Below are 13231 nucleotides of genomic sequence, written 5' to 3'. Positions count from 1 at the left end.
GGGCCGCACGGCCGTAGCCCAGGCCCTCCTGGAGGGGCAGGTCAAGGTGCGCGGCGACCTCGGCGTCCTCCTCGCCGGGCAGCAGATCCTGGCGGCCCTCGGACCCGCGCTCCGGCCCCCGGCCCAGACGGTCGCCACCCCGGGGCCCGCAGAGGACTGAGGGCCAGGGCCCGGCCCGTGGAGGTCCTCGCCTCCCGCCTCCTGCTCCACCCCGCCGATCCGCCAGCGACCCTGCACTTCTACCGGGAAGTCCTCGGCCTGCCCGTCTACCGCGAGTTCGGGGACGGGGACCAGCGCGGCGTGGTCTTCTTCCTCGGCGGCGGCTACCTCGAGGTCAGTGGCCGCCGGCCCCCCGACCGGCCCGGCCCCACCCCGGCCACCAGGCTCTGGCTCCAGGTCCGGGACCTTCGGGCCGAGCTCGCTCGCCTCCAGGCCGCCGGCCTCGAACCGGTCCGGGAGGCTCGCCTGGAGCCCTGGGGCCTCCTCGAGGCCTGGATCCAGGACCCAGAAGGCTTGCCCATCGTGCTCGTCGAGGTGCCCGCCGACCACCCCCTTCGCCGCGACCTCCGGCCCCCCAGCGGGTCGCCCGGAGCCCCGACCCATGACAGCGAGGCCCGCCAGGAGTAGGGTGCGCGCGGGGCGGGGAGGGCCCGCCCGGGACAGAGGAGGTCCGGATGACCCTTCCGGCTGTGCTCGACGACCACGCCCTGCGGCGCTACCGGGAGCTCCTCGACGCCGAGGACGCCGCCTTCGACGAGCTGGAGCACGCTTGCGAGGACGGCGACCGGGACCACTTCGAGCTGGACTTCGCCGCCTGGCAACGAGCACTGGCCGCCAAGCTCGACTTCCTCCAGCGCCTCGGCATCAGCCTCCCCGAGCCCGCCCGAGCGGGCTGACCCGCCTCGGGTCGCGGGGGCGGCGCGCTCGGCCCGCCCCCCGGCGGGCCCTGGCCCCTCAGGCCAGCAGGTCGGCGATGGCCGCCCGCTCCTCCAGGAGCTCGGCCGTCGTGGCCTGGATCTTCTCCTGGGCGAACGGGCTGTGCGGCAGGCCCTCCACCACCTGGCAGCGGCTGCCGTCCGATCGGATCGGGTAGCCGAAGACCAGCCCCTCGGGCACCCCGTACTCCCCGTGCGAGACCACCGACAGCGACACGCAGTCCCCGGCCGGCGTGGGCTCCAGGATGCTGCGGACCGAGTCGATGACCGCGTTGGCGGCCGACGCGGCCGAGGACGCCCCCCGGGCCTTGATGATCTCGGCCCCCCGCTGCTGCACCGTCGTGATGAACTCGCCCCGCAGCCAGGCCTCGTCCGCGATGACCTCGGGCACCGGCCGACCCCCAATGGTGGCGTTCTCGAAGTCCGGGAACTGGGTCGAGGAGTGGTTGCCCCAGATGGCCATCTGGGCCACCTCCGTCACCGGCACCCCTGCCCGCTTGGCCAGCTGGGTCTCGGCCCGGTTCTGGTCCAGCCGGGTCATGGCGAACCACCGGTCGTCCGGCACGTCCTTGGCGTGCGACCGGGCGATCAGACAGTTCGTGTTGCACGGGTTCCCCACCACCAGCACCCGCACGTCCGAGGCGGCGTGGGCCGCGATGGCCTCGCCCTGCGGCCCGAAGATCCCCCCATTCACCGTCAGCAGGTCCTTGCGCTCCATCCCGGCCTTCCTCGGCACCGAGCCCACGAGGAGAGCCCAGGAGGTCCCCTCGAAGGCCACTTTCAGGTCCGAGGTCGTCTCGATCCCGGCCAACAGGGGGAAGGCGCAGTCCTCCAGCTCCATCACCACCCCCTCTAGGGCCGCCATGGCCGGCTCGATCTCCAGCAGGCGCAGCACCACCGGCTGGTCCGGCCCGAGCAGCTGGCCCGAAGCGATCCGGAAGAGCAGGGCGTAGCCGATCTGTCCGGCAGCGCCGGTCACCGTCACGTGCATGGGGGTCTTCGTGCTGGCCATGCCCTGGAGGCTAGCGGCGCCCCTCGTCGGGCGGCCAGACCGGCGGTCGGTGGCCGGGGCGCCCACCAGCCCCGGGTGCTCGACCCGAACCGGTCCCCTAGAGCCGGTCGACGATGGCCGAGGCGAACTCCGAGCACTTCACCTCGGTGGCCCCCTCGGTCAGCCGGGCGAAGTCGTAGGTGACGATCTTCTCGGCGATGGTGGCCTCCAGGGCCTTCACGATGTCGGCCGCCACCTCGGTCCAGCCCAGGTGCTCGAACATGAGGGCCCCCGAGAGGATGACCGAACCGGGGTTCACCTTGTCCTGCCCGGCGTACTTCGGCGCGGTGCCGTGCGTGGCCTCGAAGACCCCGTGGCCGGTCACGTAGTTGATGTTGGCCCCCGGCGCGATCCCGATCCCGCCAACCTGGGCGGCCAGGGCGTCCGAGAGGTAGTCGCCGTTCAGGTTCATCGTGGCGATCACGTCGAACTCCTCGGGCCGGGTCAGGACCTGCTGGAGGGTGATGTCCGCGATGGCGTCCTTCACCAGCAGCTTGTCCCCCGGCTGGCCACCGCAGTCGTCCCAGCCCACCGCCACGTCCGAGAACTCCTCCCGGACCAGCTCGTAACCCCAGTTCCGGAAGGCCCCCTCGGTGAACTTCTGGATGTTGCCCTTGTGCACCAGGGTCACGCTCCGCCGGCCGTGGCGCAGCGCGTACTGGATCGCCGCCCGGATGAGCCGCTTCGACCCCTCCTCGGAGATGGGCTTCACCCCGATGCCCGAGCCGGGCCGGATCTCCCACCCGAAGGCCTCCCGCAGGTAGCCCGCCAGGCGCTCAGCCTCCGGCGTGAACGCCTCGACCTCCAGGCCGGCGTAGACGTCCTCGGTGTTCTCCCGGAAGATCACCATGTCCACCTTCTCCGGGTGCCGCACCGGGGAGGGCACGCCCTGGAACCAGCGAACCGGCCGGAGGCAGACGTAGAGGTCGAGCAGTTGCCGCAGGGCCACGTTCAAGGAGCGGATGCCCCCGCCGACCGGGGTGGTCAAGGGGCCCTTGATGCCGATCAGGTGGTCCCGGAAGGCCTCCACGGTCTCCTCGGGCAGCCAGCTCCCGGTCTCCTCGTAGGCCTTCTCCCCAGCCAGGACTTCCTTCCAGGCAACCTTCCGCCCGTGCTTGGCCACCGCCGCGTCGAACACCCGCTGGGCGGCCGGCCAGATGTCCACCCCGGTGCCGTCCCCCTCGATGAAGGGGATGATCGGCTCCTCGGGGACCTGGAGCTGCCCGTCGGGACCCATGCTGATGCGCTCGGCCATGGCGGCGAGCCTACCGGCCGGGCTCCGGCGACCCGCCGTGGCGGCGGGGCGAACCGAGGGGGGAGGACCGACCGGTCCTCGGCGCCGTTGTGGAGTTTGTGTGCAGCGTTGTGATTCGTGGTGGGCCGGAGCGGACCCCGCCCCGGCCCCCCGGCCCCGGCCCCGGCCGACCCTCAGGCCACCGGGGCGAGGCCCAGGGCGGTGGCCAGCTCCCGGGTCGCCCGGGACTGGTTGAGGGTGTAGAAGTGCAGGCCCGGCACCCCCAGATCCAGGAGCTCCTCGCACAGCGCCCGGGCCAGGGCCAGGCCCTCGGCCCGGACAGCCTCGTCGCCGCCACGGGCGTGGGCCGCTTCCAGGCGGGCCACCTGTGCCCCGGGCACGGCGGCACCCATCTCGGCCATGCGGGGCACCGAGCGGAGGCTGGTGACCGGCATGATGCCGGGCAGGACCGGCTTCGCCACCCCGAGCTCCCCCAGGTCGGCGACGAGACGGCGGTAGTCGTCGGCGCAGAAGAAGAACTGGGTGACGGCGAAGTCGGCGAGCTGGAGCTTGGCCGCGAGGAACCGCCGGTCGGTGGCCAGGTCGGGGCTGCGGGGGTGGCCGAGGGGGTGGGCGGCCACCCCGATGGTGAAGCCGCCGATGGCACGGGCCAGTTCGACCAGCTCGAGGGCGTGGCGCAGTTCGCCCTCGGGGGCCCCGGGCTGCTCGAGGGGGTCCCCGCCAAGGGCCATGAGGTTCTCGACCCCGGCCCGCCGGTAGGCGACGAGGGCCTCGGCGAGCTCCAGGCGGGTCTGGCCGACGCAGGTGAGGTGGGCCATGGGCAGGAGGGTGGTGGTCCGGAGCATGCCGGTGACCAGGTCGAAGGTCCGCTGCCGGGCGCTGGGCCCGCCGCGCTGGGTGACCGAGACGAAGGAGGGTCGGAGGGGCTCGAGCTCCCGGAGGGTCCGGACCAGGCGGGCCTGCTCGGCGTCGGTCCGGGGCGGGAAGAACTCGAAGGACACCGTCCGCCCGGCCGCCAGGAGCTCGGCGATGCTGGTCATGGCCCCTGGAGCCTACTGAGCCTGGGCCAGACCCCCAGGCGGCTCGGCACCGGGCCGACCCGGGCGGTCAGCGGCCGGCCCCGGTCGCGGCGAGGAGGGTGTTGCGGAGCAGCATGGCCCGGGTCATGGGCCCCACCCCGCCGATCCGGGGGGTCATCCAGCCGGCCACCTCGGCGGCCTCCTCCTCGACGTCGGAGAGGAGCCGGCGGCCGGCGAAGGAGGTCCCGGCGGCGACGACGGCGGCCCCGGGCTTCACCCAAGCGGCCTTCACCAGGTTGGCGTGGCCGGCTGCAGCCACGAGGACGTCGGCCTGGCGGACGTAGGCCTCGAGGTCGGGGACCCCGGTGTGGACGACGGTGACCGCGGCGTTGCAGCCGGGCCGCTTGAGGGCCAGGAGGAGGGCCAGGGGCCGGCCGATGGTGAGGCCCCGGCCGACGACCACGACGTGGCGGCCCTCCACCGGCACCTGGTGGGCGGCCAAAAGCTCGACGATGCCGGCCGGGGTGCAGGGCAGGAGACCGGGGGTGCCCATGACGAGCCGGCCGAGGTTGACGGGGTGGAGGCCGTCGACGTCCTTGGCCGGGTCGATGGCCAAGAGGGCGGCCTGCTCGTCGAGGTGGGCAGGCAGGGGCAGCTGGAGGAGGATGCCGTGGACCGTGGGGTCGGCGTTGAGGGCCCCCAGGAGGGCGAGGAGGTCGTCCTGGCCCAGGTCGGCGGGCAGGTGGTGGCTCTTGGTCACGATGCCGACCTCGGCGCAGTCCTGCTGCTTCATGGCCACGTAGCGGCTGGAGGCCGGGTCGTCGCCGACCAGGACGGTGGCCAGGCAGACCTGGCGGCCCTGGGCACCGAGCGCGGCCACCTCGGCCGCCACCTCGGCGCGGACCCGGGCGGCCATGGCTTCCCCGTCGAGCTTCTCGGCGGCCATCAGTGGAGGAACTGCCGTTCGCCGGTGAAGACCATGGCCAGGCCGAGCCGGTCGGCGGCCGCCACGACCTCCTCGTCGCGGACCGACCCGCCGGGCTGGACGACGACCGCCACCCCGGCGGCGGCGGCCGCCTCGACCCCGTCGGGGAAGGGGTAGAAGGCGTCGGAGGCGCAGGCCCCCCCGGCGGCCCGGCCGGCGGCCTTCTGGGCGGCGATCTCGCCGGCCTGGACCCGGTTCTGCTGGCCCGCCCCGATGCCGACCGCCTGGCCGTCCTTCACGAGGACGATGGCGTTCGACTTCACCTGGGCGCAGATCCGCCAGGCCAGCTCGGCGTCGCGCCACTCGGCCTCGTCCGGCTGGCGCTTCGTGACCACCCGCCAGGTCGACCGGGGGGCCCGGCACCCCGGGGGGTCCTGGACGAGGAAGCCCCCGGCGATCTGCCGGAAGTGCCGGAGGGGCGGGCTGGGCGGCGGGGCTTCGAGGACCCGGGTGCTCTTGCGGCGGGCCTGGAGCTCGGCCACGGTCCCCGGCTCGTAGCCGGGGGCCAGGACGACGTCGGCCTGGGCGGCCTGGACCATGGCGGCGGCCGTCTCGGAGTCGAGGGGGGCCGAGAGGGCGACGATGCCCCCGAAGGCCGAGCGCTCGTCGGCCTGGTAGGCCCGGCGGTAGGCCTCGGCGAGGCTGGGGGCGACCGCCGCCCCGCAGGGGTTGGCGTGCTTCACGATCACCGCCGCGGGCTGCCCGGACCAGGCGGCCAGATCGTGGACGAGGGTCCAGGCGGCGTCCGCGTCGTAGAGGTTCAGGTAGGAGAGGGGCACCCCGGCGTGCTGGACCACCTGGTCCCAGAAGCCCGGTTCCCCGACCAGGCGGTAGCGGGCGGCCCGCTGGTGGGGGTTCTCCCCGTAGCGCAGGGCCTCCCCGCTGCGCTCGAGCACCAGGGTCAGGCGCTCGGGCAGGAGGGCCGAGGCCGGCCCGCCGGACCCCTCGGCCGACTCGCCAGAGGTCCCGGCCGGCTGGGCGAGCCACTCGGCGACCCGGGCGTCATAGGCGCTGGTGAGGGCGAAGGCCTTGGCCGCCAGGCGGCGCCGGGTGGCCGGGGCGACCTGGCCGGCGGCCCGGAGCTCGTCGAGGACCGGCTGGTAGTCGGCGGGGTCGACCACGACGGTGACGTGCTGGTGGTTCTTGGCGGCGGCGCGGACCATGGCCGGGCCGCCGATGTCGATGAGCTCCACCGAGGGGTCCTGGGCGAAGGGGTAGAGGTTGACGACCACGAGGTCGATGGGTTCGATCCCGTGGCGGTCGAGGTCGGCCCGGTGCTCGGGGCGGTCCCGGTCGGCGAGGATGCCGCCGTGGACCTTGGGGTGGAGGGTCACGACCCGGTGGCCGAGGATCTCGGGGAAGCCGGTGAGCTCCTCGACCTGGCGGACCGGCACCCCGGCCTCCTGGAGGGCCCGGGCGGTCCCCCCCGAGGAGACGAGCTCGGCGCCCAGGGCCACGAGGCCCCGGGCCAGCTCGACCACCCCGGTCTTGTCGTAGACCGACAGCAGGGCCCTCACGTGGTCGCCTCCTCTCGTCCCCCGGTGTCGCCGTTCCCCGGCCGCCGGGTCCCGCTCGTCGCGTCGGCTGGCGCTCTTCGGCCGTCCCGCCATCCCCGGAGGGCCCCGGGGTCCAGCGGCTCGGCGAGGCTGCCCCGCAGGCAGGGCAGCTCCGCCGGTTCTTGCCCGGACCCGAGGGCGGCCAGGGCCCGCTGGATGGTGGCCGGGTAGAGCCAGCGCTCGACCGTCTTGATCCGCTCGTGCAGGCTGACCGGGTCGTCGCCGGGCAGGACGGCCACTTCCTGCTGGGCCAGCACGGGCCCGCTGTCCACGGCCAGGCCGGCCACGTGGACCGTGCAGCCGGTCACCGCCACGCCCGCCGCCAGGGCGTCCTCGACGGCGTGCCAGCCGGGGAACGCCGGGAGGAGGGACGGGTGGGTGTTGAGCAGGCGGCCCGGGAGGGCCTGGTGGGCCGGTTCGGCCAGGACCGTGCCGAAGCCGGCCATGGCGACGAGCTGGACGTCGTGCTCCTGGAGGAGGCCGGCCAGGGCCCCGCTGTAGGCGGGGCGGTCGAAGCGAGGCCCGAACCCGCCGAAGCGGTGCCGGTCGAGCAGCACGGTCGGCGCGGCCCGCCGCTCGGCCAGCTCGAGAGCCCGGCAGGGCCGGTCGGCCACGACCAGGGCCACGGGGAGCCCGGCGGCCAAGAGCGCGTCGCAGATGGTCCCTGAGCCCGAGACGAGGACCGCCAGCCGCACCCGCCGGAGGGTAGCAGGGCCTCCGGCCTCAGCCCAGGTGGCGGACCACCTCGGCCATCTTCTCGCCGGCCTCGGTCGGATTCTGGGCCACGAGGACCCCGGCCGCGGCCAGGGCCTCCATCTTCGCCTTGGCGGTGCCCTTGGAGCCCGAGACGATGGCGCCGGCGTGGCCCATCTTGCGGCCCGGCGGGGCGGTCACCCCGGCGATGTAGGCCACGACCGGCTTGGAGACATGCTCCTTGATGAACGCCGCGGCCTCCTCCTCGGCGGAGCCGCCGATCTCGCCGATCATGAGGATGGCCTTCGTCTCGGGGTCCGCCTCGAAGGCCTGGAGGACGTCGATGAAGCTGGTGCCCGGGACCGGGTCCCCGCCGATGCCGACCCCGGTGGTCTGCCCGATGCCCTTCTGGGTCAGCTCGTACATGGCCTGGTAGAAGACGGTGCCCGAGCGGCTGACCAGCCCGACGGGCCCCCCGGGCAGGGCGATGTCCCCGGAGGTGATGCCGATGTTGCACTGGCCGGCCGAGATGATCCCCGGGCAGTTGGGCCCGAGGAGCCGGGTGCCGGGGAACTCGCGGCGGAGCCGGTTGTAGACCCGGGCCTCGTCGTGGGCCGGGATGCCCTCGGTGATGCAGACGATGAAGGGCACCCCGGCCTCGGCCGCCTCGAGGATGGCCGCCGGGGCGGCCGGCGGGGGCACGGAGATGAACGAGGCGGTGGCCCCGGTGGCCTTGACGGCCTCGGCCACGCTGGCGAAGACCGGGATGCCCTCGATGGTCTCGCCGCCCCGCTTCGGGTTCGTGCCGGCCACCACCTTGGTCCCGTAGGCCCGGTTCCGCAGGCCGTGGTAGAGGCCCTGGCTGGTCGGGCTGATGCCCTGGATCACCACGGTGGTCTCGGCGTTCACGAAGATGCTCATGCCAGTCGCTCCTGTCGCTCGTGATCCGGGGCCCTCAGGCCCGCTGCCTGGCCAGCTCCGCGGCCCGGCGGGCCGCCTCGATCATGGTGGGTCGGGACTCCAGGCGGTCCGGGGGCACCTGGGCCAGGATCCGCCGGCCCTCCTCGGCGTTCGTGCCGTCCAGGCGCACGACGATCGGCGAGGCGATCTCGACCCGGCCGAGGGCCTCGACGATCCCGTTGGCCACCTCCTCGCCCCGGGTGATGCCGCCGAAGATGTTGATGAAGATGGCCCGGACCTTGGGGTCGGCGTTGATGACCTCCAGGGCGTTGGCCATCTGCGCGGCGTTGGCCCCCCCGCCGATGTCGAGGAAGTTGGCCGGCTTGCCCCCCACCTGCTCGACGACGTCGCAGGTGCTCATGGCCAGGCCGGCCCCGTTGGCGATGATGCCGACCTCGCCGTCGAGCCCGACGTACTGCAGGCCCTTCTCCTTGGCCAGCTTCTCCCGGGGGTCCTCGGTCTCGGTGCCGGCGAACTCGGCCCATTCGGGGTGGCGGAAGGCGGCGTTGTCGTCCAGGGAGACCTTGGCGTCGAGGGCGTGGACCCGGCCGTCGGTGGTGAGGATCAAGGGGTTGATCTCGGCCAGGTCGCAGTCGCCCTGGTCGTAGCAGTCCCAGAGCTGGACCAGCAAGGCCGCGGCCGGCTCCCGGGCGGCCTCGTCGAGCCCGGCGGCGGCCACCACCTCCCGGGCGGCCTCCAGGGGGAAGCCGTCGACCGGGTCGACGTGGCGCCGGGCGATGGCCCCGGGGTCGGTGGCCGCGACCTCCTCGATGTCGACCCCGCCCTTGGCCGAGACCATGCAGAGGTGGAGCTTGGCCGAGCGGTCCAGGGTGAAGCTGGCGTAGTACTCCTTGGCGATGTCCGAGGCCCGCTCGATCCAGAGGCGGTGGACCACGTGCCCCTTGATGTCCATGCCGAGGATCGCCTGAGCGTGCTGGCGGGCCTCCTCGGCGTTCGCGGCCAGCTTCACCCCGCCGGCCTTTCCCCGGCCGCCCACCTTGACCTGGGCCTTGACCACCACCGGGTAGCCCAGCTCCTCGGCCTTCGCCACGGCCTCCTCGACGCTGTCGGCCACCGCCCCCGGCGAGGTCGGGATCCCGAAGCGGGCGAAGTACTGCTTGCCTTGGTACTCGAACAAGTCCACCGGACCCGCTCCTCCTCCCTGGTCGGCCGGGACGGCGCGTCCCGGTGCTCCTCGTTGGTCCCCCCGGGGTCGGTCTCCCCGGGGCTGGTCTCCCCGGACCGGTCCGGCTGGCCTCAGGCCGATCCGGCCGTGCCGCTCAGGCGTTCCTCCCGGGCGTCGAGGGCCTGCTCGAGCCAGGCGGCGATGTCCGGCAGGGGGGCGCCGGGGGTGAAGACCTCGGCCACCCCGGCGTCCTTCAGCACCGGCACGTCGGCCGCCGGGATGATGCCCCCGACCACCACCAGCACGTCGCCGAGACCCTCGGCCCGCAGCCCCTCGATGACCTTGGGCACCAGGGTCAGGTGGGCGCCCGAGAGCAGCGAGAGCCCGACGGCGTCGGCGTCCTCGTCGAGCGCGGCCCGGACGACCTGCTCCGGGGTCTGGTGCAGCCCGGTGTAGATCACCTCGAATCCGGCGTCCCGCAGCGCCCGGGCGATGACCTTGGCCCCTCGGTCGTGGCCGTCGAGGCCCGGTTTGGCCACCACCACCCGGTAGGGACGTCTCATCGGCGCCCGAGCATAGGCAGGGACCTGGGGGGTCGCGCCAGACCGGGCGGTAGCATGGGCGGGTGGCCGTCCCCGTCGACGCCAGGCGCCCTGTGGTGCGGGAGACCCGGGCCGAGGCCCGGCCGGCGGGGCGAGCCGGCCGGGTGGACCCGGTGCGCAACGGAGCCACGCTCGTCCGCCTGCTCAGCCTGGCCGATGCCGCGCCCTTCGCCGCGCTTGCCGAGCGGGCCGGCCGGCGCCCTCCACCGCCCCCGTGGCGGCAGCTGGTCCGGGCGGGCTGAGCCCTCGCCCGGGGTCCGGTGCGGACCTTCGTCCAGCAGGTCCTCGAGCTCCACGAGGCGTTCCGCCGGGCCGGGGTGCCCCACGGCTTCGGCGGGGCCATCGCCTTGGCCTACGCCGTCTTGGAGCCCCGGGCCACCGACGACGTGGACGTGAACGTCTGCGTCCCGGTCGCCGAGGCCCCGCGGGTCCTCGGCGCCCTGCCCCCCTCGATCCCCTGGGGCCCCGACGACCTGGCGATCCTCGGGCGCGACGGCCAGGTCCGGCTCCGCTGGCAGGAGGAGCGCACCGCCCTCGACCTGTTCTTCCCCCAGCACCCCTTCCACGAGGAGGTCGCCCGGGAGATCGCCGAGGTGCCCTTCGCCGGCACCCGCATCCCGGTCATCTCCCCGACCCACCTGGCGGTCTTCAAGGCCCTCTTCAACCGGCCCAAGGACTGGCTCGACATCGAGGCCATGCTGGAGGCCGGGGCCCTCGAGGCCGACCGGGTCCTGGCCTGGCTCCGCCACCTCCTCGGCCCCGAGGACCCCCAGGCGGCCCGGTTCGCCGCCCTGGCCGGTCTCCCTGCCCGCCCCGACGGGCCCGGTCGGCTCGTGGGGGCCGACCGGCCGGCCCGCCCCTGGGCGGACCTGGCCCCCGGTTCGCCGCCCCCGGGGTCCCGGGCGGGCCCCTAGGCCCGACCCTCCCGGCGGAACCGCTCCTCGGCCAGTTTCGGCAGCCGGCCCGGGCGCCGGGCCGGGGAGCGCCGCACCCAGGGCTCGCGGGCTCCCCGGCTGGCGGCGCGGCGGACCGCCGCCTCGTCGGGGTCCCAGCCGTCCCAGTCGCCGGCCGCCGCCGGGTCCTCGTGGGGATCGCCGAAGTGGCTGTCGACCTCGTCCAGGCCCCCGGAGCGCCCGCTGAGGGCGCGCCGGGCACGGGCCACGGGGCTCGCGCTGCGGGCCGCCAGCCAGCCCCGCAGGGCCCCGTGCCCCCCCGGGGCCTCGACCACCAGGGCCTCGGGGATCTCCCGGAGGAACCGGCTCGGGACCGCCGGGGTGGTCGTCCCGAAGAGGGTCCGGCTCCAGGCGTGGGTCAGGTAGAGCCGCTCCCGGGCCCGGGTGATGCCGACGTAGCAGAGCCGCCGCTCCTCCTCCAGCTGGGCCGGGTCGTCCAGGGTCCGAGAGTGGGGGAACACCCCGTCCTCCATGCCCACCAGGAACACCACCGGGAACTCCAGGCCCTTGGCGGCGTGGAGGGTCATGAGCGACACCCGCCCGGCGTCCTCCTCGAGCTCGTCGACGTCCGCCACCAGGGCTACCTGGGCCAAGAACTCCTCCAGGGTCGGGTAGGCGCCGGCCGCCCCGGCCAGCTCGGCCAGGTTCTCCTGCCGGCCCCGGGCCTCGACGGTGCCCTCGGCCGCCAAGGCGGCGTCGTAGCCGGTCCGGGCCACCACCTCGGCCACCAGCTGGCCTGGACCGACGCCCTCCTCGACCAGCTGGCCGAGGGCGCCGAGGAGCTCGGCCAGGCTCCGGGCCCCGCGGGCCGCCGGGCCGCTCACCCCGGCGACCGCCGGGTCGGCCAGCACCTCGGCCAGGGTCCGGCCCTCGGCCTGGGCGTGGGCCGCCAGCTTGGCCACCGAGGTCTCCCCGAGGCCCCGCCGGGGCACGTTCAGGATGCGCCGCAGGGCCACCTCGTCGGCCGGGTTGGCCACCACCCGCAGGTAGGCCAGGACGTCGCGGACCTCCCTGCGGTCGTAGAAGCGGGTCCCCCCCACCACCAGGTAGGGCACCTCGGCCCGCACCAGGGCCTCCTCCAGGACCCGGCTCTGGGCGTTGGTCCGGAAGAAGACCGCCACCTCCCCCAGGGTCCGGCCTCCGCTCTCGACCAGCCGCCGGATCTCGGCCGCCACCCAGGCCGCCTCGTCCCGCTCGTCTGCCGCCTGGTACCGGACGATGGGCTCGCCCTGCTCCCCGTCGGTCCAGAGGCGCTTGGGCACCCGGGTCTGGTTGTGGGCGATCACCGCGTTCGCGGCGTCCAGGATCGTCCGGGTGGAACGGTAGTTCTGCTCCAGGGGGATGACCGTCGTCCCGGGGAACGCCTGCTCCAGCTCGGCCAGGTTCGCCAGGTTCGCGCCCCGCCAGCCGTAGATGGCCTGGTCCAGGTCCCCGACGGCGCAGAGCTGGCGGTGCTCGGCGGCCAGGAGGACCACGAGCTCGTTCTGGGCCCGGTTCGTGTCCTGGTACTCGTCGACCAGGACCCAGCGGAACCGCTGCCGGTAGGCGGCCAGGATGTCGGGGCAGCCCCGGAGCAGCTCCACGGTCCGCACCAGCAGGTCGTCTGGTAGTGCTCGTAGACCTCGGCCACCCGCCGGTCCAGGAGGGAGAGGGCCCGGGCGGCTAGGTCCTCGGGGCCAAGCAGTTCGGCCTTGGCGGCCGAAATGGCCGCCTGCACCGACCGGGGCGGCAGCCGCTTCGTGTCGACCCCGAGCTCCCGCTCGACCTGCTCGATGAGCCGCCGGCTGTCCCCGTCGTCGTAGATGGAGAAGGCTGGTTTGAAGCCCAGGCGGCCGGCGTGGGCCCGCAGGATCCTGACGCAGGCGCTGTGGAAGGTCGAGACCCACATGCGCTCGGCGCCCGGGCCGAGCAGCTCGACCAGGCGGCTGCGCATCTCGCTGGCCGCCTTGTTCGTGAACGTGATGGCCAGGACCTCCTCGGGCCGGGCGTCCCCCGAGGCCACCAGGTGGGCGATCCGCCGGGTCAGCACCCGGGTCTTGCCCGAGCCTGCCCCGGCCACGACCAGCAGGGGGCTGCCCCGGTGCGCCACGGCCCGG

At 74.6% G+C, this 13231-nt stretch carries 13 protein-coding genes and 1 pseudogene; 4 read left to right on the top strand and 10 right to left on the bottom strand.

Annotated features, from left to right (window positions below):
• The first annotated feature begins 177 nt into the window (after nucleotides 1–177).
• The gene (locus Acit_RS01550; RefSeq protein WP_248105206.1) at nucleotides 178–627 is read left to right on the top strand and encodes a VOC family protein; all 450 of its coding nucleotides are present in this window, start codon (nucleotides 178–180) and stop codon (nucleotides 625–627) included.
• Between the two features lie 47 nt (nucleotides 628–674).
• Entirely contained in the window at nucleotides 675–896 is a 222-nt protein-coding gene (locus Acit_RS01545; RefSeq protein ID WP_248105205.1) for a hypothetical protein, read from the top strand.
• A 58-nt stretch (nucleotides 897–954) separates the two neighbouring features.
• Here Acit_RS01545 and Acit_RS01540 read toward each other — a convergent pair whose 3' ends face one another.
• From Acit_RS01540 to Acit_RS01500, 9 genes are all read right to left on the bottom strand, one after another.
• Entirely contained in the window at nucleotides 955–1947 is a 993-nt protein-coding gene (locus Acit_RS01540; protein ID WP_248105204.1) for a malate dehydrogenase, read from the bottom strand.
• A 97-nt stretch (nucleotides 1948–2044) separates the two neighbouring features.
• Nucleotides 2045–3241, bottom strand: coding sequence for an NADP-dependent isocitrate dehydrogenase (gene icd, locus Acit_RS01535; RefSeq protein ID WP_248105203.1), 1197 nt, complete (start codon nucleotides 3239–3241; stop codon nucleotides 2045–2047).
• A gap of 173 nt (nucleotides 3242–3414) precedes the next feature.
• On the bottom strand, nucleotides 3415–4281 hold the full coding sequence (locus Acit_RS01530; RefSeq protein ID WP_248105202.1) for a methylenetetrahydrofolate reductase: 867 nt from the start codon (nucleotides 4279–4281) through the stop codon (nucleotides 3415–3417).
• A 67-nt stretch (nucleotides 4282–4348) separates the two neighbouring features.
• Entirely contained in the window at nucleotides 4349–5206 is an 858-nt protein-coding gene (locus Acit_RS01525; RefSeq protein WP_248105201.1) for a bifunctional 5,10-methylenetetrahydrofolate dehydrogenase/5,10-methenyltetrahydrofolate cyclohydrolase, read from the bottom strand.
• A complete protein-coding gene (gene purH, locus Acit_RS01520) occupies nucleotides 5206–6762 on the bottom strand; it encodes a bifunctional phosphoribosylaminoimidazolecarboxamide formyltransferase/IMP cyclohydrolase (protein WP_248105200.1) in 1557 nt (518 codons plus the stop codon). The genes Acit_RS01525 and purH overlap by 1 nt, the downstream gene beginning before the upstream one ends.
• Nucleotides 6759–7496 (bottom strand): phosphoribosylglycinamide formyltransferase, encoded by a 738-nt coding sequence (purN, locus tag Acit_RS01515; protein WP_248105199.1) that lies wholly within the window; start codon nucleotides 7494–7496, stop codon nucleotides 6759–6761. Before purN ends, purH begins: the two co-directional genes overlap by 4 nt.
• A gap of 28 nt (nucleotides 7497–7524) precedes the next feature.
• Complete coding sequence (gene sucD / locus Acit_RS01510) at nucleotides 7525–8415, bottom strand: succinate--CoA ligase subunit alpha (RefSeq protein ID WP_248105198.1); 891 nt, start codon at nucleotides 8413–8415, stop codon at nucleotides 7525–7527.
• 34 nt (nucleotides 8416–8449) lie between these two features.
• Nucleotides 8450–9598, bottom strand: coding sequence for an ADP-forming succinate--CoA ligase subunit beta (sucC, locus tag Acit_RS01505; protein ID WP_248105197.1), 1149 nt, complete (start codon nucleotides 9596–9598; stop codon nucleotides 8450–8452).
• A gap of 113 nt (nucleotides 9599–9711) precedes the next feature.
• Nucleotides 9712–10143 carry a cobalamin B12-binding domain-containing protein gene (locus Acit_RS01500; RefSeq protein WP_248105196.1) on the bottom strand — a complete coding sequence of 144 codons (432 nt, stop codon included), beginning with the start codon at nucleotides 10141–10143 and terminating at the stop codon, nucleotides 9712–9714.
• Between the two features lie 62 nt (nucleotides 10144–10205).
• Here Acit_RS01500 and Acit_RS01495 point away from each other — a divergent pair, with 62 nt between their 5' ends.
• Both Acit_RS01495 and Acit_RS01490 read left to right on the top strand, forming a co-directional pair.
• Entirely contained in the window at nucleotides 10206–10424 is a 219-nt protein-coding gene (locus Acit_RS01495; RefSeq protein WP_248105195.1) for a hypothetical protein, read from the top strand.
• Nucleotides 10425–10442: 18 nt separating this feature from the next.
• On the top strand, nucleotides 10443–11096 hold the full coding sequence (locus tag Acit_RS01490) for a hypothetical protein (RefSeq protein WP_248105194.1): 654 nt from the start codon (nucleotides 10443–10445) through the stop codon (nucleotides 11094–11096).
• On the opposite strand, the pseudogene Acit_RS14040 reads toward Acit_RS01490, so the two are convergent.
• Nucleotides 11093–13224 (bottom strand): annotated as a pseudogene (locus Acit_RS14040) (ATP-dependent helicase). The gene Acit_RS01490 and the pseudogene Acit_RS14040 overlap by 4 nt on opposite strands.
• Between the last annotated feature and the right edge of the window lie 7 nt (nucleotides 13225–13231).

Origin of the sequence: Aciditerrimonas ferrireducens (assembly GCF_023130475.1) — a bacterium.
Taxonomy (GTDB): domain Bacteria; phylum Actinomycetota; class Acidimicrobiia; order Acidimicrobiales; family UBA8190; genus Aciditerrimonas; species Aciditerrimonas ferrireducens.
Note: the sequence above shows the minus strand (reverse complement) of the source record. Positions and strands in the feature narration are given on the sequence as shown.

Coding starts and splice junctions, on each gene's coding strand:
- icd (WP_248105203.1), bottom strand. CDS start 3,241: ATGGCCGAGCGCATCAGCATGGGTCCCGACGGGCAGCTCCAGGTCCCC.
- Acit_RS01500 (WP_248105196.1), bottom strand. CDS start 10,143: ATGAGACGTCCCTACCGGGTGGTGGTGGCCAAACCGGGCCTCGACGGC.
- sucD (WP_248105198.1), bottom strand. CDS start 8,415: ATGAGCATCTTCGTGAACGCCGAGACCACCGTGGTGATCCAGGGCATC.
- Acit_RS01525 (WP_248105201.1), bottom strand. CDS start 5,206: ATGGCCGCCGAGAAGCTCGACGGGGAAGCCATGGCCGCCCGGGTCCGC.
- Acit_RS01545 (WP_248105205.1), top strand. CDS start 675: ATGACCCTTCCGGCTGTGCTCGACGACCACGCCCTGCGGCGCTACCGG.
- Acit_RS01540 (WP_248105204.1), bottom strand. CDS start 1,947: ATGGCCAGCACGAAGACCCCCATGCACGTGACGGTGACCGGCGCTGCC.
- Acit_RS01530 (WP_248105202.1), bottom strand. CDS start 4,281: ATGACCAGCATCGCCGAGCTCCTGGCGGCCGGGCGGACGGTGTCCTTC.